At 66.6% G+C, this 22,073-nt stretch carries 17 protein-coding genes, 6 tRNA genes and 1 pseudogene; 9 read left to right on the top strand and 15 right to left on the bottom strand.

The window, feature by feature from the left end:
- Positions 1-41: 41 nt before the first annotated feature.
- Entirely contained in the window at positions 42-242 is a 201-nt protein-coding gene (locus PIGHUM_RS03000) for a hypothetical protein (protein ID WP_124077775.1), read from the top strand.
- A gap of 146 nt (positions 243-388) precedes the next feature.
- Positions 389-1,645 (top strand): Hsp70 family protein, encoded by a 1,257-nt coding sequence (locus PIGHUM_RS02995; RefSeq protein ID WP_124077774.1) that lies wholly within the window; start codon positions 389-391, stop codon positions 1,643-1,645.
- 12 nt (positions 1,646-1,657) lie between these two features.
- Here the strand turns inward: PIGHUM_RS02995 and PIGHUM_RS02990 are convergent, their stop codons facing one another.
- The 6 genes from PIGHUM_RS02990 to PIGHUM_RS02965 all read right to left on the bottom strand — a co-directional run bounded on the left by PIGHUM_RS02990 (position 1,658) and on the right by PIGHUM_RS02965 (position 6,042).
- Positions 1,658-1,813 carry a DUF3309 family protein gene (locus PIGHUM_RS02990; RefSeq protein WP_124077773.1) on the bottom strand — a complete coding sequence of 52 codons (156 nt, stop codon included), beginning with the start codon at positions 1,811-1,813 and terminating at the stop codon, positions 1,658-1,660.
- A gap of 95 nt (positions 1,814-1,908) precedes the next feature.
- A complete protein-coding gene (locus PIGHUM_RS02985) occupies positions 1,909-2,940 on the bottom strand; it encodes a serine hydrolase (protein WP_160142127.1) in 1,032 nt (343 codons plus the stop codon).
- A gap of 416 nt (positions 2,941-3,356) precedes the next feature.
- Positions 3,357-3,860: an SRPBCC family protein gene (locus PIGHUM_RS02980; protein WP_222929203.1), complete on the bottom strand. Its 504-nt coding sequence runs from the start codon at positions 3,858-3,860 to the stop codon at positions 3,357-3,359.
- Complete coding sequence (locus PIGHUM_RS02975) at positions 3,854-4,189, bottom strand: ArsR/SmtB family transcription factor (RefSeq protein ID WP_124077771.1); 336 nt, start codon at positions 4,187-4,189, stop codon at positions 3,854-3,856. Before PIGHUM_RS02975 ends, PIGHUM_RS02980 begins: the two co-directional genes overlap by 7 nt.
- 90 nt (positions 4,190-4,279) lie before the next feature.
- Positions 4,280-5,512: an MFS transporter gene (locus PIGHUM_RS02970; protein ID WP_124077770.1), complete on the bottom strand. Its 1,233-nt coding sequence runs from the start codon at positions 5,510-5,512 to the stop codon at positions 4,280-4,282.
- Between the two features lie 50 nt (positions 5,513-5,562).
- The gene (locus PIGHUM_RS02965; RefSeq protein WP_124077769.1) at positions 5,563-6,042 is read right to left on the bottom strand and encodes an RrF2 family transcriptional regulator; all 480 of its coding nucleotides are present in this window, start codon (positions 6,040-6,042) and stop codon (positions 5,563-5,565) included.
- A gap of 54 nt (positions 6,043-6,096) precedes the next feature.
- On the opposite strand from PIGHUM_RS02965, the pseudogene PIGHUM_RS02960 reads away from it, so the two are divergent.
- Positions 6,097-6,282, top strand: a pseudogene (locus PIGHUM_RS02960) (IS5/IS1182 family transposase); the annotation flags it as partial.
- A 253-nt stretch (positions 6,283-6,535) separates the two neighbouring features.
- On the opposite strand, the gene PIGHUM_RS02955 reads toward PIGHUM_RS02960, so the two are convergent.
- The 3 genes from PIGHUM_RS02955 to PIGHUM_RS02945 form a co-directional block, all read right to left on the bottom strand.
- Positions 6,536-6,612 (bottom strand) — tRNA-Asp (locus PIGHUM_RS02955).
- 40 nt (positions 6,613-6,652) lie between these two features.
- Positions 6,653-6,728: transfer RNA gene (locus PIGHUM_RS02950), tRNA-Glu, on the bottom strand.
- Positions 6,729-6,773: 45 nt separating this feature from the next.
- Positions 6,774-6,849, bottom strand: a tRNA-Ala gene (locus PIGHUM_RS02945).
- 196 nt (positions 6,850-7,045) lie between these two features.
- Between PIGHUM_RS02945 and PIGHUM_RS02940 the strand changes: the two genes are divergently transcribed.
- The 5 genes from PIGHUM_RS02940 to PIGHUM_RS02920 all read left to right on the top strand — a co-directional run bounded on the left by PIGHUM_RS02940 (position 7,046) and on the right by PIGHUM_RS02920 (position 12,430).
- The gene (locus PIGHUM_RS02940) at positions 7,046-7,555 is read left to right on the top strand and encodes a sigma-70 family RNA polymerase sigma factor (RefSeq protein WP_124077768.1); all 510 of its coding nucleotides are present in this window, start codon (positions 7,046-7,048) and stop codon (positions 7,553-7,555) included.
- Positions 7,552-8,508: a FecR domain-containing protein gene (locus PIGHUM_RS02935; RefSeq protein ID WP_124077767.1), complete on the top strand. Its 957-nt coding sequence runs from the start codon at positions 7,552-7,554 to the stop codon at positions 8,506-8,508. Before PIGHUM_RS02940 ends, PIGHUM_RS02935 begins: the two co-directional genes overlap by 4 nt.
- A gap of 183 nt (positions 8,509-8,691) precedes the next feature.
- Positions 8,692-11,097: a TonB-dependent siderophore receptor gene (locus tag PIGHUM_RS02930; RefSeq protein WP_124077766.1), complete on the top strand. Its 2,406-nt coding sequence runs from the start codon at positions 8,692-8,694 to the stop codon at positions 11,095-11,097.
- Positions 11,098-11,109: 12 nt separating this feature from the next.
- The gene (locus PIGHUM_RS02925; RefSeq protein ID WP_124077765.1) at positions 11,110-12,234 is read left to right on the top strand and encodes a PepSY-associated TM helix domain-containing protein; all 1,125 of its coding nucleotides are present in this window, start codon (positions 11,110-11,112) and stop codon (positions 12,232-12,234) included.
- Positions 12,224-12,430 (top strand): hypothetical protein, encoded by a 207-nt coding sequence (locus PIGHUM_RS02920; RefSeq protein ID WP_124077764.1) that lies wholly within the window; start codon positions 12,224-12,226, stop codon positions 12,428-12,430. Before PIGHUM_RS02925 ends, PIGHUM_RS02920 begins: the two co-directional genes overlap by 11 nt.
- A 32-nt stretch (positions 12,431-12,462) precedes the next feature.
- Here the strand turns inward: PIGHUM_RS02920 and PIGHUM_RS02915 are convergent, their stop codons facing one another.
- From PIGHUM_RS02915 to gltX, 5 genes are all read right to left on the bottom strand, one after another.
- Entirely contained in the window at positions 12,463-13,602 is a 1,140-nt protein-coding gene (locus tag PIGHUM_RS02915; RefSeq protein ID WP_124077763.1) for a metallophosphoesterase, read from the bottom strand.
- Positions 13,603-13,734: 132 nt separating this feature from the next.
- Positions 13,735-13,811, bottom strand: a tRNA-Asp gene (locus tag PIGHUM_RS02910).
- A gap of 40 nt (positions 13,812-13,851) precedes the next feature.
- Positions 13,852-13,927 (bottom strand) — tRNA-Glu (locus PIGHUM_RS02905).
- A gap of 45 nt (positions 13,928-13,972) precedes the next feature.
- Positions 13,973-14,048, bottom strand: a tRNA-Ala gene (locus PIGHUM_RS02900).
- 32 nt (positions 14,049-14,080) lie between these two features.
- Positions 14,081-15,511, bottom strand: coding sequence for a glutamate--tRNA ligase (gltX, locus tag PIGHUM_RS02895; RefSeq protein ID WP_124077762.1), 1,431 nt, complete (start codon positions 15,509-15,511; stop codon positions 14,081-14,083).
- 124 nt (positions 15,512-15,635) lie between these two features.
- On the opposite strand from gltX, the gene PIGHUM_RS02890 reads away from it, so the two are divergent.
- Positions 15,636-18,398: a bifunctional acetate--CoA ligase family protein/GNAT family N-acetyltransferase gene (locus tag PIGHUM_RS02890; protein ID WP_246012883.1), complete on the top strand. Its 2,763-nt coding sequence runs from the start codon at positions 15,636-15,638 to the stop codon at positions 18,396-18,398.
- Here the strand turns inward: PIGHUM_RS02890 and PIGHUM_RS02885 are convergent.
- Positions 18,385-22,050 (bottom strand): DUF748 domain-containing protein, encoded by a 3,666-nt coding sequence (locus tag PIGHUM_RS02885; protein WP_124077761.1) that lies wholly within the window; start codon positions 22,048-22,050, stop codon positions 18,385-18,387. The genes PIGHUM_RS02890 and PIGHUM_RS02885 overlap by 14 nt on opposite strands.
- Positions 22,051-22,073 lie beyond the last annotated feature (23 nt).

The raw sequence follows: 22,073 nt of genomic DNA, 5'->3' as shown, positions 1-22,073 counted from the left end.
AATGATCAGCCCATGCTCGTTTGGCATAGAGTGGGGAGATCATGCAGACGCTCATTGCGATTGTCGTCATTGCCGCACTTTGCCTGGTTCTGGTCCTGGCCAAGTTGCGGCAGCGCTCGAAAATGCGCCACGATACGCAGGCGCATCTGGGCAGGCCCTGCCCCAGCTGCGGCCAATACGTCCCTCTCGACGCCGCGATCTGCAAACACTGCTACGCCCGCATTCCGGGCCCCAAGGGCTGAACACGCATCCAGCGTCCTACCAGCGCTTACAATAGCGGCTTCAGGATCCAACTCCGCGCTCGCCCAGGGTCTCCGCGACCGTGATGCCCATGGCCCGCCCCCGCCTTCCGGCCCGTTCCTGGCGGCGCTCGCGCACTCTATCACTCATGATGTCAAATGCCTGCGGCGTCGATTTCGGGACGTCCAACTCCACCGTCGGCTGGTATCGGCCCGCGACGGATTCAACCTTGCTGCTGTTGGAAAACGGCAAGCCCACCCTGCCCTCGGCCGTGTTCTTCCATGCCGAAGACAGCGAAATCAGTTATGGCCGCGCCGCGGTCCAGGACTATCTGGAAGGCTATGACGGCCGGCTGATGCGGGCGCTCAAATCCCTGCTCGGCACACCGCTGATGGACGGCCAGACCGAGGTCCAGGGCCGCGCGCTGCCGTTCCGGCTGCTGCTCGCGCGCTTCATCGCCGAACTCAAGCGGCGCGCCGAAGCGGCCGCCGGCAGGACGTTCGACCACGCCGTATTCGGCCGGCCGGTGTTCTTCGTCGATGACGATCCCAAGGCCGACGCGCTGGCCCAGGAGACGCTCGCCGGCATTGCCCGCGAGGTGGGTTTCCGCCATGTCGAATTCCAGTTCGAACCCATGGCGGCCGCGCTGGACTACGAATCGCAGATCGACGGCGAAGAATTGGTGCTGATCGTCGACATAGGCGGCGGCACCTCGGACTTCACGCTGATCCGCCTGAATCCCCGGCGGGCGCACCGCAGCGACCGGCGCGAGGACATCCTCGCCAACGGCGGCGTGCACATAGGCGGGACCGATTTCGACAAGTACCTAAACCTGCGCAGCGTCATGCCGCTGCTGGGCCTGGGCAGCCGGCTTTCGACCGGCAAGGACATGCCTTCGACGCCCTACTTCAACCTGGCGTCATGGCACACCATCAACCAGGTCTATGCGCGCAAATCGGTGTCCATGCTCAACGAGCTCTATCGCGAGTCCGCCGAAAAGGAAAAACTCGCCCGCCTGCTGGAACTCGTCAAGCACCGCGCGGGCCACTGGGCCGCCTTCCAGGTGGAAGAAGCCAAGATCGCGCTGGCCGGTACGGAGCAGGTCACGCTGGACCTGGGCCGCATCGAGGCCGGCCTGGCGTGCCCGGTCACGCGCGAAGACCTCGATGCCGCCATCGGGCACCTCGTCGCCCGCATCGAAGCCACGATCGGCGCGCTGCTGCAACATGCCGGCGTGGCGGGCCCGTCGATCGACACGGTGTTCTTCACCGGCGGATCGAGCGCGGTCCCGCTCCTGCGCGAGCGGGTTGCAGCGCTGCTGCCCGCCGCGCGCGAGGTGCAAGGCGATATGTTCGGCAGCATCGGCACCGGACTGGCCCTGGACGCGGCCCGGCGTCTGGGCTAGGGTGCCGGCCGGTCAGATTCGTCCCATCAGCATCAGCACGATCAGGATGACCAGCAGCAGGCCGATCACGCCCGATGGGCCATAGCCCCAGCTGGCGGCGTGAGGCCACGCGGGAAACGCGCCGATCAAGGCCAGCAGCAAGACGATGAGAAGGATCGTGGTCAGCATGGCAATCTCCTTATGGTTGTGCCGGAAGCCCCCGCAAAGGAAGGCGGCTGCCACGACTCAGCAATAAATGGTCCCGCCCGGCGCGGCCGGGGCGTTCAGGCGCGGACGGCGTCCGCGCAGGCCTGCAGCACGGCCGCGACCCGTTCGACGAAATCCCGCGACGGCGCGCCGGTGCTGTCCTCGCCGCCAGACCAGTTGTAGGTGAAGCAGAACGTCACGGGAACGCCGTCCACCACCATCTGCCCCGGAAAGCTCAGGGCATGGAAATCGTCCCAGTCTATGCTGCCGCCTTTGCCGTAGCCCGCTATGCCCGCGGGCACGGCGGCGGCCACCGCATTGGCCATTGCCGAGATGCGCCGGAACTCGCGCAAGGTGCCATCCTGGCTGAAAATCTTGCCACCCAACGTCTGCCGGTACCAGCGCACCATGTCGGTCGCGGTACTGAGCATGCTCTGCCTGTCGTTGACCGCCGGCCGCGCATTGGGCAGCGAAGGCTGGCTCAAGCGCTTCATCAATTCCACCCACCCCAGGTCCACGCCGTCGTCGGCGCCGGCCAGGTAGGAGAACAGCCTGCGCGTCGAGTCCGGCACCCGGGTTCGGTCCAGCCCCGCCGAAGCGATCAGCTGCCGCACACGCGGCGCGGCCACCACGCCGAAAGCCATGTCGGTGGCGGTGTTGTCGCTGTGGGAGATCATTGCCTCCAGCACGTGCGTGAACGGCAGCTCGCCGTTCAGCTTGAGGAATACCGGACTGCCCGGCGAACGGACCAGGTCGCTGATCGTGCCGGGCATGGCTTCCGTGGTGCCGTTGTAGCCGGTTTCCACATCGAGCAGGAAGCGGCCGAGCACGAAGGTCTTGACCGCGCTGCCGACGAACAGCTGGCGATCGGCGCTGTAGGAAGCGCTCCACGTCGCATCCGGCCCATCGGCCTGCACCAGGCAATGCGTGCCCTCGGGTGCCATGGCGCCGAACGCATCGACCGCCCGCAACACCGCCGCGCTGGCATCGCCGCTGGCCGCCTGCGCATCGCCGCCGCACGCGGCAGCGGCCTGCGTGGCCAGGGCCGCGGCAGTCAGTTTGAGCAAGCGCCGGCGCTGGACGTCGGAAGGGGAAGAACAAGCAACCATAGAGACTCCGCAATTTGGAGGATGCCGCGCCCGGGCCGGACCGTTGCCGATTATGCGAGGAGCGCATCGCGGATGGCAAGCCGGAACATACGCGCACCCCCACGCTGCGCAGTTTTGCGCCACCTCCGCCAAACCCGCATGGCACAAGGACTTGGCGTTCTTGCCCCCAAGCTTTCCCCAGGGTTGTTCACACTGTCTGGGGACAACTTCCGGCATGCGGGCCACCATACAAAAAGCCCTGCAATCAAGAGATTGCAGGGCTTCGGAATTCTGGCGGGCCGAAGCCGACGAAACAGAGAACTACGTCTACGCCATCGCCCTCCAAAATGACTCCTGAAAATCCGGCACAACCTACCTGCCAAGGTAAATGAAAACTAAAAGCTCCTCTTGTCCGCCACCTTCGCCAAAGCACTGCCTCAGGCAAAAGCTCTGCCATCCAGCCATGCGGTAAGGCCGTCCAGCGTCTGCAACCCGTATTCCACCGCGCCAAAGCCGATGACGGCCTGTCGCCGGTCGCGACTGGGGTGGAGCTGGCGCATGGTCAGCACCGTCTTACCGTTGGACTGTTCATCGAAGGTTACCATCATGCGGAAGCGGTCAGGATCGTCGGGGTCGGGCGTACCATAGTCCATAATGATCCGCTCGTTCGGCACAATCTCCAGAAAGCGCATGAGATTGGGGAAGTGCTGCTCACGACCCTCGAACATGCCAACCATATCGAACCGCCAGACCCCACCCTCGCGGATATCGGCTTCATGGGTCTTTATGCTGAGGCCGGACGGGCCGTACCATTCGGCAAGTGCCTCGGGATTGGTCCACGCGGCAAAGACCTTGTCGCGTGGATGATTAAACAGCCTCACCAACACGATCTCACGATCAAGCGACCAGGTCTCAAACAGATTTGTCATCCCCTTCAACATTCCTTTTCCTTGGTATCCAAGTAGACCTCCAGCCGATCCAACCGTTCGGCCCAGCGTCTGCGCTCCGCTTCCATCCAGTCCGCTGCCTCATCGAACCGTGCCGGCACCAGCCAGCACCAGCGGCTTCGCCCGCGCTTCTCGCTGGCGATCAGCCCGCAATCTTCCAGCACCTTCAGATGCTGGGCAAAGGAAGGCAGCGCCATGTCGAAGGGTTCGGCCAAGGTGATGACCGGTAACTCGCCCTCTGCCAACCGCGACACCACAGCGCGGCGGGTTGGATCACTGAGAGCGTGAAAGGCGAGGTCGAGCGGAGACAAATGGTAAGGCATATGCCTTTGTAATTGAGCGATGAATGCCCGTCAAGAACAACAAGGCTTCCTCAAGACCCTCATCACGCGCCGGGACGCCGCCACATCAGTTCAGCCGTCCCTGCTTGCCGATCTATGTATGGATGTCGTTGTCAGCACATAGAACAGCGCGACGCCTGCGAGCGCGCACCCATACCAAAGCGTTTGGGTAACGCTTACCTGTATCGCATGACTTCCGATTGCCGTGCCGATAGAAATACCAAGGTATATGGCCGACGAATTTAGCGCGGCTACAAGGGATGCTTCTTCTGGAGCGCTGGAAATCAACCGGTGTTGCTGAGCTGGTGTCTGCGCCCAACTGCTTGCACCCCAACATATCATGAGCGTAGCGGCAAATATGTGGGGAGAATGGAAGCCGCCGCTTGCAAGTGCCATTGCTCCCAAGGTGCCGAACATCAGCGCGTAGGCGGAAAATAGCACTGGGATCGGCCCCGTTCGATCTGTAGCCCAGCCAGACAGGTAGTTCCCCGCTATAGCTCCGGAACCATAGAGGGTAAGCATTGCGGTGATTGATTTCGACGACCCAATCAGCGCATCGAGTACGGGAATGGTGAAAGCATAGGGTACGTAACAAGCAGCCATGCCCATGACGGTTAGCGGCAAGATGACTTGCACGTCACGATTGCGAAGCACGGCAAGACGTTGCCCCAATGTCAGCCGCGCACTACCGGGCAGTTTTGACATGACGGCCAACACATTGATCGCAGCCACGATAGACAAAACACCGACAAGCATAAGCGCGGCCCGCCAGTTCAATGACGCACTAACAACGTACCCCAGCGGTATGCCGAGCGCCGTCGCCGCGGTCAGGCCACCAATGACGACCGCAAGGGCGCGAGCACGGATTTCCGGTCGCACCATCACGGCAGCGGCAGCGCCGGCATTTGGTGTGTAGGCAGCAGCGGCAGCGGCGGCTGCCACCCTTGTTGCCATCAGGACGCCGAAAGAGGGAGCCAGCGCCGATGCGATATTCGCAAGGCCGAGAAAGACCAATGCTGAAACGAGGAGTTGACGCCGTTTGAGTGTCGAGGTGAGAGTGGAAATGATTGGGCCAAGGACTGCGTAAGCGAGGGCAAAGGCTGTGACTGAATAACCAGCCATAGCCGGGGTAACCGCAAGGTCTTCCGCCATCGAGGGGAGAAAGGCCGACACGATGAATGCGTCGGTGCCGACGACGAACGTGCCAAGCGCCAACACGGTTACAGAGCTTAGGCCATAGACCGACTCCGATATGGAGTCGGTGTCTTCAGCGTTTGCCTTTCCCTTAATTTGGATATTTTTCATCTAGATTAAGTTCACAATACTGTTTCATCAGCCGGCCCGTCAGGGGAATGTCAGCGCACGCGGGTAGCAAACCAGCAGCGCATCCGTTCCTCACCCGTAGGCGGGGCCACCTTGGCGAGATCGGCAATTGTCTGAGAGGCGAGTTCACGCCGCCATGCCGCATCCGCGCGAGCCATTGCAACTGCTATCCCGCAAGGCGCGATGAATTCTTGAGCTTTAGCGGTTGCTCCGGCTCCCCGACGCCGTATTTCCGTGCAGCGGAAGGAGCCTTCTGGCCCCTCAATCGCGGTCACAACCTCAAGCAGCGTTATCTTGTCTGGTCGCTTTGCAAGACGAAACCCTCCCTTCGCACCAGCGCTCGATATCACGATCCCGGCGCGTGCAAGGGCCTGCAAGAACTTGTTGAGATAGTGCTGCGGAAGGTCGAAGGCCGCCGCAAGAGTGGTCGTTGGGACGGGCGCGTCATCGCCAAGCCATGCCAGCGTAAGACAGCAGTGCAGCGCCCATTCGACGCCTTCGCTCATTTTCATCGCAACACCTGTCAGCGAAGATCATAATCTGGATGTAATACATCCAGATTACTACTGCACGCGCCCGAGGTCGAGTGCCTGAGCAAGGGCAAGGTCCGGGTGCCCTACGAGTGTGGCGTGAAGGTGTCGATCACGACATTGAAGGAAGGCTTCGTGGTGGGCGCGCGCTCGATGCCGGGCAACCCCTACGATGGGCACACCTTGGTCGAAGCCTTGGAGCAGGCGGGCATTCTGGTCGAACTTCCGTTGGCCGACCGCCTGCCGTCCGTCGTGTTCAATCTCTATGCCAGGTAAGGCATTGCACAGGGAGATCTGGTCAATGCCGTGGCGGCCGAGCTACGAAGGGCGGCGCGAGCCTTCAGATGCTAGGGTGTTCATGAATGACATGGCGGCGCCGCTATTGCCAATAGGCATTCCCCGCCCAGCCAATATGGCTACGCTGGGCATGGACGAAAAAAAAGCGCTTATGCAAGCGCTTGATTTTCATGAATTCTGGCGGAGCGGACGGGACTCGAACCCGCGACCCCCGGCGTGACAGGCCGGTATTCTAACCAACTGAACTACCGCTCCGCAGCGGTGTACCACTCAAGCTCGCCGACACTCGATCGACTGGCGTCCCCTAGGGGATTCGAACCCCTGTACTCACCGTGAAAGGGTGATGTCCTAGGCCTCTAGACGAAGGGGACCCGGAACTTGCCTACTACGCTCTACTACCACTTCTTCGCCAAAACTGGTGGAGGTAAGCGGGATCGAACCGCTGACCTCTTGCATGCCATGCAAGCGCTCTCCCAGCTGAGCTATACCCCCAACACACTCGGTTCCCCGAGTTCCCCGCCGAACTGCAACGGGACGCGCATTATAGCCTTATTTTTTCTGCAGCGTCGCCTCCCAGACACAAAACGCCCCTCGGAGGGCGCGAATGGAGGCGCTGGAGGTAGAATTCGTGTGCAGAAACAATAATAGGTCTTGTTTGCATCTGCATATTCCATCAGGAACTCGTTCCATGCCCACCACACCGCGCGCCATGCATTCCGAGGTGCATGCTCTGTATCTGGACCACCATGGCTGGTTGCGGAACTGGCTGCGCAAGCGGCTGGGCAACGCCAGCGATGCGGCGGATCTCGCGCAGGACACATTCGTGCGCGTGCTCACGCGCGAGCACGCGCAGGAAACCGCGCAGGAACTGCGTAACCCGCGCGCCTTTCTGGGCACCATTGCGCACGGGTTGATGGTGAACCTGCTGCGCCGGCGCGATCTGGAGGCCGCCTATCTCGACGCGTTGGCGTGCCAGGGACACGCGCCCTCGCCGGAAGTGCGCGCGCTGGCGCTGGAGGCATTGCTGGAGATCGACGCCATGCTCGACGGCCTGCCGCCCAAGGTGCGGCGAGCCTTTCTGCTGGTGCAACTGGAAGGACTTGCGCATGCCGAAGTGGCCGGACGGCTGGGCGTTTCCGTCAGTTCCGTGCGCCAATACCTGGCGCGGGCCATGCAGAACTGCCTGATGCTGGCATGAACACACGACGCAGCCCCGCCGCCGATCCGCTCGACCCCGCCATCGCCCAGGCGGCGGGCGAGTGGTTCGCCCTGCTCAGCTCCGAAGCATGCACCGAGGCCGACCGCGGCGCCTGGCGGCAATGGCGCGACGCCCACCCCCAGCACGAGCACGCGTGGCAGCGCGTGGAGCAGGTGGCGCGCCGCTTCGGCATGCTCGAGCCTTCCGCAGCCCTTACCGCGCTGGGCCGCGGCGCTCCGCGGCGGCAGTTCCTGCAAACCCTGGCGGTAGCCGGCGTCGCCGTGGGGGCCGGCTGGCTGGGCTATCGGCACGTGCCTTGGCGCGCATGGACGGCAGACTATCAGACCGCCGTCGGCGAACGGCGCGAGATCATCCTGGCCGACGGCACGCGCCTGATGCTGAACACGGCTACGGCGGTGAACGTGACTTACAGCGCCCACGTGCGCCGCGTGGAATTGGTGCGGGGCGAGTTGCATATCGCCACGGCCGCGGACCGGCTGGCGCGCCGCTTCGTGGTCGCGACCCGGTTTGCCGACCTGGTGCCCGTGGGCACGCGCTTTTCGGTGCGCCAGCAGGAGGAATGGGTGCGCCTCATGGTCCACGAAGGCGCCGTGCAAATCGAAAACCCGCAACCCGTGCGCCGGGTACCGGCAGGCGCCACGGTACTGATAAGCGCCCAGGGCTTGGGCGACACCACGCCCAACCCGGAGAACGCCGACACCTGGATGCACGGCATGCTGCTGGCCGACGGCATGCCGTTGGCCGACTTCGTGGCCGAGCTGGGGCGCTACCGCCGGGGCCGGTTGACCTGCGACCCCGCCGTGGCGGGGCTGCGGCTGTCCGGAACCTTTCCGCTGCAGGACACCGACCGGGCGCTGGCCGCCGTGTCGCGCGCCCTGCCGGTACGGATCGTGGAAATGACGCCGCTGTGGGTACGGATAGCAGTTGCGTGAGTCCCCACGCGCTGACGCGCCCCTCCAGGTAAGCGGATGTTTTACGACGGGCACAGCGGATCCGGCTCCGCCGGTCCGCCAGTGCCGCCCCCTGGGGGGCGCGCGTCAGCGCGTAGGGGGGGGACCTGTCACTTTTCGCTTTTCGATTGGCTATGAGGGTAAGACACCATCGAGGAGCGTTGCATGAAATTCCATTCCCTGGCCCCCATCGCCGCAGCCGTATCGCTGCTGGCGGCGCCCGCCGCCCAGGCGGTGCAGGCCGATATTCCCGCGGGTCCGCTGGGCCGGGCGCTGTCGCTATTCGCCTCGCGCGCCGGAGTCGTCCTTTCCTTCCCCTCGGGCCTGGCCGACGGACTGCAGAGCCAGGGCCTCAAGGGCGAGTATTCCGTCAAGAGCGGGTTCGACGCGTTGCTGGCCGGCACCGGCCTCGAAGTAACGGGTACGCCGGAAGGCGGCTACACACTGCGCAGGATCGCGCCCAGGGCGGAACAGCAGGTTTCCATGCCCGCGTCCGCCGAGGCCAGCACTTCCCTGCCCGTGGTGACGGTGACGGGCAGAAGGGAGGCGAACGGCGAAGGCTACGTCGCCACGCGCAGCAGCATCGGCACGAAAACGGACACCCCGCTGATCGAAGTGCCCCAGTCCGTCAGCGTGGTCACGCGCGACCAGATCGACGACCAGGCCGCCAACAGCGTGCGCGAGGCGCTGCGCTATACGCCTGGGCTGCTTTCCGAATACCGCGGCGCGGGCGGCACCCGCTACGACACCATTCTTTACCGCGGCCTGGGCGGCGGCATCAACTACGACTATTCCTTCCTCGACGGCATGCGGCTGCTGGGGGCCAACTACGCGGTGCCTCAAGTGGATCCGTACCAGCTGGAGCGCATCGACGTGCTGCGCGGCCCTTCGTCGGTGCTGTTCGGCCAGGGCACGCCCGGCGGCATGATCAATCTGGTGAGCAAAATGCCCACGACGGACGCCTTGCACGAGGTGCAGGCGCAGGTGGGCAATCGGGGCTGGAAGCAACTGGGCGTCGACCTGGGCGGACGCCTGAACCAGGACGGCACGCTGTCGTACCGCCTCACGGGGGTGGGCCACAGCGGCGATTCGCAGATCAACCACCAAAAAGACGAACGCGTCGCGGTCTCGGGCGGCATCACGTGGCAGCCCGACGCCGATACCCGCCTGACGCTGCTGATGCGCTACCAGCACGACCCCGAAGGGGGCTACTTCGGCTTTCTGCCCGCGGCGGGCACGGTTACGACATTGCCGGACGGCACGCGCATCGCGCGCAACTTCTTCGATGGCTCGCCGCTGTACGACCAGTTCCAGCGCACGCAAAGCTCCGTCGGCTACCAGTTCGAGCGGCGCGTCAACGACCAGTGGACGCTGCAATCCAGCCTGCGCTACATGCACGTCACGACGGATTACAAAAGCGTCTTCACCTCCGGATTGGACACGACGGACGCCGCCAACCCGTTGCTCATGCGCCGGGCCATCTTCAACAATGCGAACTACGATGCGATCACCGCCGACAACCGCGCGCAGTACAGCTTTCGCACGGGCGAACTGGCGCACAAGCTGCTGGTCGGACTGGACTACCAGCGCCTGAACTACAGCGAGTCCCAAGGCATGGGCAGCGCGCCGTCGCTGTCCATCCGCAACCCGGACTACGCCGCCGCCATCGCCGCGCCCGCCCTTTCCACGCAGGCGGATCAGACGCTGGATCAACTCGGCCTGTATCTGCAGGACCAGGTCAAATGGGGCCGCTGGACCTGGCTGGCCAGCATACGGCAGGACTGGGCGCACAATAACCGCGCCAACCGCATGAACGGCAGCGAGACGGATCAATCCGACCGCGCCCTGACCTGGCGCAGCGGCATCGTCTACCAGTTCGACAACGGCGTGGCGCCGTACGCGAGCTATTCGCGCTCCTTCCAGCCGGTGGCCGACGCGGATGCGCAAGGCCGCCTCTTCAAGCCGACCACGGGCGAGCAGTACGAGGCAGGCGTGAAATACCAGCCGCCCGGCTCCAACACCTTCGTCACCGCCGCGCTCTACCAGATCAACCAGCGCAACGTGCTGACCACCGATCCGGCCAACACCGCCTACAGCATCCAGACCGGCGAGGTGCGCACGCGCGGCCTGGAGCTGGAGATGCGCACCAGCCTTACCCGCAACCTGGACCTGATCGCCTCATATACGCGCACCGACGCCGTCAACACGCGCAGCACCACGGCACAGGACCTGCACCCCACCTACGTGCCCGACCAATCCGCCGGCCTGTGGGCCAATTACACGATGCGCGAAGGCGCGCTGGCGGGGCTGAGCCTCTCGGGCGGCATACGCTACACGGGACGCGGCTGGGTGGATGCCGCCAACACCACGCGGGTCCCCGACTACACGCTGCTGGACGCGGCCATCCGCTACGACCTCGGCAAGTCCAATCCCGCGCTGCGCGGCTTGATCGTGGCGTTCAACGTCGCCAACCTGACCGACAAAACCTATGTCTCGGCTTGCGCCACGGCGACCAAGTGCTTCTATGGCGCGGGACGCACGGCCCGCGCGACGATGACGTATCGCTGGTAAGGAGCGCCGCCCATGATGTCGTCCCGGGCCTTGCGCTGCTGGCGCGGCGTACACGAGTGGTCCAGCCTCGTCTGCACGGTGTTCTTGCTGATGCTGTGCCTGACGGGGCTGCCCCTGGTCTTCCATGACGAGATCGACGGCTGGCTGGAGCCGGACGCCCCGGCCGCCGCCGCGCGTGCGCCCGCCGCCGCGCCGGCCGACATGGACGAAGTCATCGCTCTCGTGCGCCAGGCGTATCCCGAGCGCCCCGTGCAATTCGTGGCCTGGCTCGACGAGCCAGGCCATTTCCGCGTGGGCTTGAACCGCGACCCGCAGCAACAGGGCCAAAAGCCTTTCGTACTGGTGGACGGCACGCAGCGCCGCATCGTCGGCGAAGCCTGGAGCGAAAAGGACTGGCGCAATGGCGGCGTCATGTCCGTGCTGCTGATGCTGCATACCAACCTGCTCATGGGCCAGGCGGCCCAGCTTTTCCTGGGGGCGATGGGTGTGCTGTTCGTCGTCTCGCTCGTGTCCGGCGCGGTGGTCTACGGTCCCTTCATGCGCCGCCTGCCCTTCGGCACCGTGCGCCAGGGCCGGAGCCGCCGCCTGGCCTGGCTGGATCTGCACAATCTGCTGGGCATCGCCGCCCTGCTCTGGATGCTCGTCGTCGGCCTGACCGGCGCCATCAATACACTGGATTCGATGGTTTTCGGCGCGTGGCAGAAAAGCGTGGCGCAGCGGCTCAAGATCGAGTTTGCGGATGCCGAGCCCATCGTCCGCCCGCAGGGGCTGCAACGGGCGGTCGACGGCGCGCTGGCCTTCTTGCCGCACAGCCGGGTGAACTTCGTGGCCTTTCCCGGCTCCATGTTCGCCACGCCGCGGCACTATGCCGTCTACCTCCAGGGCGACTCGCCGCTGACGGCGCACCTGCTGCACCCGGTGCTGGTCGATCCCTCGGACGGCGCGCTGGTCGACGTGGGCAATCCGCCCTGGTACCTGTGGGCGCTGGAAGTGTCCCGGCCGCTGCACTTCGGCGACTATGGCGGCCTGCCCTTGAAGGTGCTGTGGGCCGTCTTCGACCTGCTAGCCATCGTGGTGCTGGGCAGCGGCGTCTATCTATGGGTGGCCCGGCGGCGGAGGAACGCGCATGCGCAATGATGCTTCACGCAAGAGTCGGCCCGGCGGCTTCTGGTTCGTCTGGGGCGTGCCGCTGATCCTGGCCGCGTTGACGGCCTTCGGCCTGTTGGCAGCCCTTCTGGGCATGGGGCTGTGGCGCGTCGGCGCATGGATGGCGTTGGCGGCGCCCATCGGGGTGGCCGCATACTTTGCGGCCAGGCGCCCTCCATCGCGCTGATGGGGGCGGAACGAAGCTGGCGCGTTACGGCCTTATTTTTCCAGTTGGGGCGGGAAGTCGAGTTCGAAGTCCGAATAGTGCGCGGGATCCCCGAACGTCTGTTCCCCGTTCCGGCCCGCATAGCGCTCCAGAAGGGGCGAATAGGTATAGAAACGGAGCTTGCGCCGGTCGGTGTCGAATTCGATGAAGCGCAGCCATCCGGCGCCGCCGTTGGCGGACCCAGCCTTGCCGTCCGGGCCTATCGTGTTGCCCTGGTAGTCCTGCAATACCTGGTAGACCGGATAGCCGGCATCGTTGCGATCGACCCGCAGGTTCTGGCCCTGCGAGACCCCGTTTACCGTGGGCGTCCAGTTGTGGCCGCTCAGGATCAGGAAAATGGCCGGGTTCCTGCGAACGAAGCGCTCCCAGACCTGATCCGGCGGCAAATGGTTGCTGCCCGCGAAATAGCTTGGGTAGCCGTTGGACCGCTCCGTTTTCCCCGGACTCAGCCACTCGTGCGTCGTGACGATCACGGGCAGGCCCGGGTGGTCATCGATCACCGCCTGCGCCCAGGCCAGGGCGGCGGGAGGCGGCTGCATTTCCAGCGACAGATGAAGAAAACGCCGTTCGCCGCCGGTGAAGCGCTGATAACTGTTCAGCCCCTGATTGAATGAGCCGCCATACCACGGCTTGCCGGCGAAATGCCGCGACTGCGGGCCGAAATAGAAATCCCATGCGCGTCCGCCGGACAATGGCCGCGCGGGACCCGGGCCACCCGGACCGTTCCACCAGCTGTAATTGTCGTAATCGTGATTGCCGGGCGACATGCCGAAGGGAATGGGCGAGCGGCTCAGGATAGCGACGGCGCGATTGGCATGGTCCCATTCGGCGCGGCTGTCCCAATGGACGAACTGGCCGTCCGCTTTCGTGCGGAACCGCCCGTCGCCGTGCTGCACGATGTCGCCGACGAAGGTGGCGAACACCAGGCGCTTTTCCTCGCGCTGGTCCACGAGATACTGCATCTGCATGGCGAAGGTCTGCGCGCCGCGCGGCTGCGCAAGGGTGATGTCGGAATAATTCTGCGTGTCCGGTATCACCGCGATCGTGAATGTCTCGGCCCATGCGCATGCGGCGGCGGCCAACAGCACAGCACCGAGAATCGCCGCCCATCCGCGGCTGCCGGGTGTCGACATCGCTTCCCTCCATTGCTCGTGCGCATCTTCGCATCCTGCGGTTGCGCGCCTGTGACAACAGGAATGGAGGGCTTGGCGAGGAGCATGGACGAAAAAAAAGCGCTTATGCAAGCGCTTGATTTTCATGAATTCTGGCGGAGCGGACGGGACTCGAACCCGCGACCCCCGGCGTGACAGGCCGGTATTCTAACCAACTGAACTACCGCTCCGCAGCGGTGTACCACTCAAGCTCGCCGACACGCGATCGGCTGGCGTCCCCTAGGGGATTCGAACCCCTGTACTCACCGTGAAAGGGTGATGTCCTAGGCCTCTAGACGAAGGGGACCCGGAACTTGCTTACTGCGCTTTACTAACACTTCTTCGCCAAAACTGGTGGAGGTAAGCGGGATCGAACCGCTGACCTCTTGCATGCCATGCAAGCGCTCTCCCAGCTGAGCTATACCCCCGTCCTGCGAAGAAGTAAGATTATGCACGGTTTTTAAATCGCGTGCAAGCGTGCGAGGACTTTCTCGCGTCCGATCAGCGCCAGCACCGCGTCGATGGCCGGCGTCTGCGCGCGGCCGATCACCGCCACGCGCAGCGGGATGCCGAGCGCGGGCATCTTCACGCCGTATTTGGCGAGCGTGGCTTTCATCAGCGCGGCGATGTTCTCGCGCGTCCATTCGAGGTCCGCGGCCTGGCCGGCGAAGTCGCGCAGCATCGCGCGCGCGGCGTCGGTCAGATGCTGGGCCGCCAGTTCGGCGGGAATCGCGGCGGGGTCGAACGCGCCGCAGAACAGCATGGCATCGTCGGCCAGTTGCTCGAGGGTTTCAGCGCGCTCCTTGAGCAGCCCCATCACGGCGGCCAGGTCCACGCCCTCGGCCGAACCGCCGCGCCTGGCGATGCGCGGCGCCACGCGCGCCGCGAGTTCGTCGGCGGCGCTCTGCTTGATGTAGTGCGCGTTGACCCAGTTCAGCTTCTTCGGATCCCACTGCGCCGCCGACTTCGACAGATTGCGCGTGTCGAACCATTCCACCAACTGCGCGCGCGAGAAGATCTCGTCGTCGCCGTGGCTCCAGCCCAGGCGGGCCAGGTAGTTGATCATGGCCTCGGGCAGGTAGCCCTGCTCGTCGTACTGCATGACGCTGACAGCGCCATGGCGCTTGGACAGCTTTTCGCCGTCCGGCCCCAGGATCATGGGCACGTGGCCGTACTCCGGCAGCGTGGCGCCCAGCGCCTGCAGGATGTTGATCTGGCGCGGCGTGTTGTTGACGTGGTCGTCGCCGCGGATCACGTGGGTGATGCCCATGTCCCAGTCGTCCACCACCACGCAGAAGTTATAGGTGGGCGTGCCGTCCGGACGCGCGATGATCAGGTCGTCCAGTTCGGCGTTGGCGATGGTGATCGGGCCCTTGACCAGGTCGTTCCAGCTCACCTCGCCGTCCGGCGGGTTGCGGAAACGCAGCACCGGCTTGCGGCCTTCCGGCACGGGCGGCAGCGTCTTGCCGGGCTCGGGCCGCCAGGTGCCGTCGTAGCGCGGCTTGCGGCCCCCGGCGCGGGCGCGCTCGCGCATCGCCTCGATCTCGCCGGGAGTGCAATAGCACTGGTAGGCCGTGCCCGCGGCCAGCATGCCGGCCAGGACTTCGCGATAGCGGTCCATGCGCCGCATCTGGTAGAACGGGCCTTCGTCGTGCTCGAGCGCGAGCCACTGCATGCCGTCCAGGATGGCCTGCACCGCTTCGGGCGTGGAGCGTTCGACGTCCGTGTCCTCGATCCGCAGCACGAACGTGCCGCCATGGTGGCGCGCGAAGGCCCAGGAGAACAGCGCGGTGCGCGCGCCGCCCAGGTGCAGGAAGCCCGTGGGCGACGGCGCGAAACGGGTGCGGACGGCCGGGTTGCGGCCCGAAGACGGCGTGGAATCAGCAGACATTGCGTAAAAGACTCGAAAAAAAGAAAGGCGCGCGGCGCGCCCCGGAGAGTGACGCTATTGTATTGCGATACGCTGCGATATCCCTTGAAATAGACACCGGCTTCCCGCATCGGAAAAGAGGGTCATGTCCCGCCACGCCCTGTCCCCCCTGTTCGACCCGCAATCGCTGATCGTCGTCAGCGGCCGGCCGCTGCCCTTGATGGATTCCCTGCCGGGCGCGCTGCGCGCGCGCACGGCCGAGATCCGGCTGGACCGGGACATGCGCTGCGCCTTGCCCGACGGCCTGGCCGCCGCCGCGCAACGCCCCGATCTCGCGGTGATCGCGGTGCCGCGCGAGGCGCTGCGGGCGACCCTGGAAACGCTGGCGCCGGCGCGGCCGCGGGCCGCCGCCATCCTGAGCCATGAGCCGGCGCCGGAAGACGACGACTTCTGCCGCGGCTGGGCGGCTGCCCACGACTGCCTGCTGCTGGGGCCGCACAGCTTCGGGCTGCAGCGTCCGCATGTCGGGCTCAACGCCAGCGTCCATCCGCTGCTGGCGCGGCCGGGGCGCGTCGCGCTGGTGTCGCAATCGCGTTCGATCATGGCCGTGGTCATGGACTGGGCCGACGACAACCGCACCGGCTTCTCGACCGTGGTCTCCCTGGGCGCCGAAGCCGCGCTCGACGTGCCGCGCGTGCTCGATTTCCTGGTGGCCGATCCGCGCACCGACAGCATCGCGCTCTACCTCGAAGACGTGCGCAACGCGCGCGAATTCATGAGCGCGATCCGGGCCGCCGCCAGCGTCAAACCGGTGGTCGTGCTCAAGACCGGCCATGACGGACGCGGCCGCACCAGCGTGCGGCCGCTGGCCCCTGCCGATCCGCCCGCCGAAGACGGCCTGCCGCCGGGCGCCTCGGGCCCGCCGCCGCTTCCTCCGGACATGGTGTTCGATGCGGCGCTGCGGCGCGCCGGCGCCGTGCGCGTGCGCTACTTCGTGCAGTTGTTCTCGGCCGTCAAGGCGCTGGGATTCGCCAAGCATCCCAGCGGCCGGCGCATCGCCGTGCTGGCCAACGGCAGCGGGCCGGCCCAGCTCGCGCTGGACATGCTCGGCCCGCAGCAGCCCGTCATGCGGGCCGAATTGTCCGAGGCCACCCGCAGCGCCCTGGCCGCGACGCTGAGCGCCAAGGCCTGGATCGACAACCCCGTCGTCGAATTTTCCATTCCCGACCCACAGGCCTGCGAACAGGCAGTGCGCGCCATCGCGGCCGATCCGGGCGTCGATGGCCTGGTGGCGGTGTTCTCGCCCGATCCCGAAGCCGACATGCACGCGGTCGCGCAGGCCCTGGCGCGCGCGGCGCCGGGCGCGCCCAAACCGGTGATCACCTGCTTCATGGGCGATGCGGCGATGCGCCCGCTGCGGCGCGTGCTGGACGACGTGGGATCTCCGGCCTTCCGCACGCCGGAAGCCGCCGTGAACGCATTCGGCAATCTCGCCACCTACCACTACAACCAGCAATTGCTGCTGCAGACTCCGCCGCCCGAGCCGCCCGGCCAGGAGCCGGACCTGACCGGCGCCCGCATCCTGATCGACGGCGCGCGCCGGGAAGACCGGTTGATCCTGACCGAACCCGAGAGCAAGGCGCTGCTGGCGGCATTCCACATTCCCGTCGTTCCGGTCATCCTGGCGCGCTCGCCGGCCGAGGCCGTCATCGCGGCCCAGCAGACCGGTTTCCCCGTCGCCATCAAGATCGATTCGCCCGACGTGATGCGCAAGTCCGCCGTGCGCGGCGTGCACCTGGACATACGCGACACCGCCGAACTGATCACCGCCTATCACCGCATGCTGGCCAACGCCCGCGCCGCCGCGCCGCAGGCGCGCATCGCCGGCGTCACCATCGAGCCCATGGCGGGCCCGCCCGGGACGGTCAAGCTCTCGGCCGGCGTGGCGCGCGATCCGCTGTTCGGCCCCGTCATACGCTTCGGTCCGGCACGCTCGCGCAGCGACAGCCCCGCCAACCAGAGCCTGGAATTGCCGCCGCTCAACGGCTTCCTGGCGCGGCAGATGATGGAGCGCACTCCGATCTGGCGCTACGCGCTGGCCGAGCAGGTGCCGCACCCGGCACTGGACATGCTGGAGGACGTGCTGGTGCGGATCTCCGAAATCGTCTGCGCGCTGCCCGACATCGAGACGCTGGACATCAACCCCATCATGGTGGACGGCGGCCGCGTCGTCGCGGCCGACACGCGCATCACGCTCACCCGCGCCACGGCCGGCGATGCGGACCCCGGCCTGGGCGGCTACCGCCACATGGCCATCCACCCCTACCCCGCACGCCTGGTCCGGCACCTCCAGTTCAAGGACGGCTCCCCCTACATCATCCGGCCGATCCGGCCCGAAGACGCCGCGCCGCTGCAGGACTTCACGCGCAACCTGTCCGACCAGACGCGCTACATGCGCTTCATCTCGTTCATGCGCGAACTCTCGCCGCGCACGCTCGCGCGCTACACCCAGGTCGACTACCACCGCGAGCTGGCGCTGGTCGCCACGATCTGGGAAGCCGACCCCGACCATGCGGGCGAACTGCGCGAGATCATCATAGGCGTGGCGCGCTACCTGCTGAACGCCGACGGCCGCAGCGCCGAATACGCGCTGGTGATCGCCGACGCCTGGCAGCGCCGCGGCCTGGGCATGCAGCTGATGAGCGCCCTGGTCGACGCCGCCGCCCGGCAGGGACTCGCATTCATCGAGGGCGTCGTGCTCGGCGCCAATCGTCCCATGCTCACGCTGATGTCCCGCCTGGGCTTCCAGATCGAACCCGACGCCGACGACCCCACCATGCGGAGGGTAGTGAGCCCTCCCCTACGCGCCGATGCAAGCCCCTCAGGGAACGGCATTACTTCAAGCTGAAGTCCACGCCGGTCTGCTTGGCGTCCTGGGAGGGCTTGGCCTCGATGCGGGGAGCGACGACGAAGGCCCGCTCGCCCAGCCCTTCCTCGCGCAATCGCGCCATGACGGCCTGGGCGCGGCGGACGGCGAGCTGGCGCAGTTGTTCCTCGCCGACCTGCACGCTGGATGCCAGCAGCGCTTGCATCTCGGCAGGCGGCAGCGATTTGGCCATGCCGATCATGTTGCGCGGCTTGTCGATCCGGGCGGACTTGTAGGCGCGCTCGAGATAGCGGCTGCGGCGCGGCGCATCCAGCGCGGGCAGCGCGTCGTCTTCCGCGCCGTCCTTGCCGAGCTCCTCGCGCTGCTGGGCGCGGATCAGGGCTTCCACGCGGGCCTGGCGAAGTCCCTCGGCATCTACGTCGGGATTGGCGCGCCCGGCCACGTCCAGGCGCAGTCCCGGGCGGTCCTTCATGGCCTTGACCAGCACGTCCAGGCGCCTGCGCGCGCCATCGTCCAGGCGCGCGCTGCCGGGCGCGAAATCGATGTGCGACAGTTCCTCGCCCGAACCGAAGGCCGAGGCGAGCAGCGAGAAGGGCGCGGTCACCGCGCGCGTGATCAGGTTGACCAGCACCCGCACGATGATGCCGCCGATCGAGAACTGCGGATCGTCCAGCGAGCCGGAAATGGGCAGCTCGATGTCGATCTCGCCGCGGCTGTTCTTGAGCAGCGATACCGCCAGCAACACCGGCAGCTTCAATGCATCGGGGCTGTCCACGCGCTCGCCGAAGGTGAGCTGGTCGAGGAAGACCTTGTTGCTGGCCTGCAGCTTGCCGTCCTGGATCAGGTAGTGCACGTCCATCGACAGCTTGCCGCGCTCGATCGCGTAGCCGGCATATTTGGCGGCATAGGGCGTGAGCGCGGGCAGCTCCACGCCTTTCGCGCTGGCGTGCAGGTCGGTGTAGAGCCGCGGGCCGAAAGGGTGGACCTTGCCGGTGATGTCCACCGGCGCATCGCCGTCGACCTTGGCCGACACCTGCACGTCGGCCGGCTGAGTGTCCGAGGACGACACAGCCGAAATGCTGCCCCCGACGTCGGTCAGGTTGGCCCGGTAGTTGGGCTTGACGAAGTTGTCGGTGAAATTGATCCGGCCGCGGGACAGCGTGACGGCGCCCACGCGGATGTCGCGCGGCGCGGCGCTCGCTGCCGGCGCTTCGCTCGCCCCCTTCTTGGCGGCTTCCCGCCCGGGCGCAGCCTGCTCTCCGGTGATGGAGCCGCCCTGCTCGCCCGGCTGGACGACCAACTGCGACAGGTTCAGTTCGCCTTTCTCGCTCAGGATGACGCGCGCGAAGAAATCCTCCAGCGCCACGTCGCCCAGGTCCAGCTTCAAGGCATCGCCGGCGCTCGCCACATTCAGCCGCTTGAACCCCAGTCGCCGCCACTTGAGGAAATCGGCGTCATTGATCTTGTCGGTCATGTCGAGGTTGCCGACGTCCACCGCGCCGGTCCAGGCCACGCGCTGCGGACGGCTGCCCCGGGCAGCGGCATAGTCCAGCCGGCCGTTCACGCCGACGAGCAGGCTGTTGACCGTCGCGTTGAGGCGGTCGGCCAGATAAGGGGCGAGCGCCGCCAGGTTCACGCGGTTGGCCCGCACCTGCGCCTTGACCGCCAGCGGCTCGGGCACCAGGGTGCCCTTCAGGTCGGCGGTGCCGCGTCCCAGCACCATCGAGCGCAACGCGAAATCAATGGGCTTGCGCAGGTCGGAACTCAGGTTGCGCGCTTCCAGGCGAAGCCCGTCCAGCCGCAGGTCGGTGCGCGGCGCGACGGCCTCGTCCACCAGGCGCAGCGCGGTCTTGTCGGCGATCACGCTGCCGATGGTGAACTGCCAGGGCGCCTGAGCGGGCGCGGCCGGGGACGCCTGGCGGCGCGGCGCGGGTGCGGTGCCCGCTCTCTTGGGGCGGGTCACGGCTGCCCAGCCGATCTGCGACGACGCGCTGCGGCGGGCCGCCAGGGACAGGCCGTTCACCGTCACGCGTTCCACGCCGGCGCGCCGTGCGCCGAGGTCGCCCGCCAGGCCGGCCGCTTCCAGCGCGTCGAGCTTGAGACTGGAGAACCGGTCCGCCGGCGGCGCGGCCTTCAGGCCCCCCACGGCCGCGCTGCCCTCGCGCCAGCTCACCGACAGATCCGTGCCGTGTTCGATGCGCAGCCGAGCCTGGGCATCGAGCGTGCCGCTGTCCACCCGCAACGCCAGGTGCTGGTTCCACAAGGGCGCCAGCGGCGGCAGCCCCAGGCCAGCCAATTTGACCTCCAGGTCGGCCGCCAAAGGCTGCAGGCCCACCGTGCCGTTCACGTCCAGCGTGCCCGCCTCGCCGGTGCGGGCGGCCAGCGTCAGCGCCGGCGCGGCGTCCTTGTCGGCGGGCAGGCGCAGCCCCCGCAACTCGGCGGTGAGCCCGGACACCGTGTAATCGAACCTGGCGCCTTCATCGCGCCACGCGAGCTCGCCGTTCTCCAGAACGATGGCGCCGACCGCCACCTGCCAGGCCGCGGCGGGAGCCGGCGCGGCCGCCTCCCTGGGGGGGCGGGCGTCGGACGCGGCCGGGGCGGCGCTCTGCCCGCCGGACGCGAAAGCCGCGGCCACTTCGGCCAGGTTCAGGCGGCCATCGGCGGACCGCCTGGCGTGGAGCTGCGGGCCGGCCAGGACGATGCGCTCGGCCTGGAAGCGCCGCGCCAGCGGCTCCAGCGCGAACTGCTCCAGCCTCAGCGCCTGGAAGGCCAGCAGCGCTTCATCGCCGGGCGCGCGCACGTCGGCTTCGCGCAGCGCGGCCGCGCCGGCCAGCCTGACCTTCGGGGGTTCGCCGCCTTGTCCTTCTTCGAACACCAGCTCGGCATCGACATCGGCGCGCGCGTGCTTGAGCGCGACCGGCAAGGCGCCCGGCACCGCGTCGGCGAGCGCATCCAGGCCGAGGTCGTCGAGCCTGATGTGCAGCGACGAAGCGCGCGGCGTCGCGAAGGGCCGCGCCGTGCCGTCGAGATTGAAGGGGCTGCCGTTGATCTGCGCCGCCAGCCTGGGCTGCACGTCGATATCGGTCGCGTACGCCAGCGTGGAAAGAAAAGGAATGCCGACCTGCAGGTCGCGTATGGCGTGCTGGCGACCGGTAACTTTGTCGTCGAGGGTGATCTCGCCCCCCTCGAGCCTGAGATTGTTCAGCGAAAAGCGCGGCATCGGGTCGTCGGAAGACGGCCGCGCCGCCAGGCGCTCGAGGATGTCGCTGATGTTGAAGCGCTCCGGCCCCTCTCGGACCAGCGCCAGGCGCGGCGCCTCGACCGTGAGCGCATCGATCACGGGCGCGAGCCGGAACAGCGAGGATGACGACGCGTTGGCCTCGAGCAGCGCCGCGGAGAAATCGGCCTGGGCGCCGGTCCGGTCCAGGATGGCGAAATCATGGACGCGCAGGCGCAGCCTGAACGGGTTGAACGACACTTCTCCGACGCGCGCCGGGCGGCCCAGCGCCTGCTCCACCTGGGCCGGCACGAAGGCCTGGACCAGCCGCGGAATGCCCCATGCCGCAAGCGCCAGGAACAGCAGCCATAAAGCCAGCAGGATGACGAGAACGCGCAGCAGCGGCCTGCGCCATTTCTTCCACTTATCGCGCATATGCGCCGGCGTCGTGACCATCAAAGGACCGCCTCGGTTGGCAC

Origin of the sequence: Pigmentiphaga humi, assembly GCF_900606115.1 — a bacterium.
Classification (GTDB): Bacteria; Pseudomonadota; Gammaproteobacteria; order Burkholderiales; family Burkholderiaceae_B; genus Pigmentiphaga; species Pigmentiphaga humi.
This window is presented reverse-complemented; position numbering and strand designations above follow the sequence as displayed.

Coding starts and splice junctions, on each gene's coding strand:
- PIGHUM_RS03000 (WP_124077775.1), top strand. CDS start 42: ATGCAGACGCTCATTGCGATTGTCGTCATTGCCGCACTTTGCCTGGTT.
- PIGHUM_RS02995 (WP_124077774.1), top strand. CDS start 389: ATGATGTCAAATGCCTGCGGCGTCGATTTCGGGACGTCCAACTCCACC.
- PIGHUM_RS02990 (WP_124077773.1), bottom strand. CDS start 1,813: ATGCTGACCACGATCCTTCTCATCGTCTTGCTGCTGGCCTTGATCGGC.
- PIGHUM_RS02985 (WP_160142127.1), bottom strand. CDS start 2,940: ATGGTTGCTTGTTCTTCCCCTTCCGACGTCCAGCGCCGGCGCTTGCTC.
- PIGHUM_RS02980 (WP_222929203.1), bottom strand. CDS start 3,860: ATGTTGAAGGGGATGACAAATCTGTTTGAGACCTGGTCGCTTGATCGT.
- PIGHUM_RS02975 (WP_124077771.1), bottom strand. CDS start 4,189: ATGCCTTACCATTTGTCTCCGCTCGACCTCGCCTTTCACGCTCTCAGT.
- PIGHUM_RS02970 (WP_124077770.1), bottom strand. CDS start 5,512: ATGAAAAATATCCAAATTAAGGGAAAGGCAAACGCTGAAGACACCGAC.
- PIGHUM_RS02965 (WP_124077769.1), bottom strand. CDS start 6,042: ATGAAAATGAGCGAAGGCGTCGAATGGGCGCTGCACTGCTGTCTTACG.
- PIGHUM_RS02940 (WP_124077768.1), top strand. CDS start 7,046: ATGCCCACCACACCGCGCGCCATGCATTCCGAGGTGCATGCTCTGTAT.
- PIGHUM_RS02935 (WP_124077767.1), top strand. CDS start 7,552: ATGAACACACGACGCAGCCCCGCCGCCGATCCGCTCGACCCCGCCATC.
- PIGHUM_RS02930 (WP_124077766.1), top strand. CDS start 8,692: ATGAAATTCCATTCCCTGGCCCCCATCGCCGCAGCCGTATCGCTGCTG.
- PIGHUM_RS02925 (WP_124077765.1), top strand. CDS start 11,110: ATGATGTCGTCCCGGGCCTTGCGCTGCTGGCGCGGCGTACACGAGTGG.
- PIGHUM_RS02920 (WP_124077764.1), top strand. CDS start 12,224: ATGCGCAATGATGCTTCACGCAAGAGTCGGCCCGGCGGCTTCTGGTTC.
- PIGHUM_RS02915 (WP_124077763.1), bottom strand. CDS start 13,602: ATGTCGACACCCGGCAGCCGCGGATGGGCGGCGATTCTCGGTGCTGTG.
- gltX (WP_124077762.1), bottom strand. CDS start 15,511: ATGTCTGCTGATTCCACGCCGTCTTCGGGCCGCAACCCGGCCGTCCGC.
- PIGHUM_RS02890 (WP_246012883.1), top strand. CDS start 15,636: ATGTCCCGCCACGCCCTGTCCCCCCTGTTCGACCCGCAATCGCTGATC.
- PIGHUM_RS02885 (WP_124077761.1), bottom strand. CDS start 22,050: ATGGTCACGACGCCGGCGCATATGCGCGATAAGTGGAAGAAATGGCGC.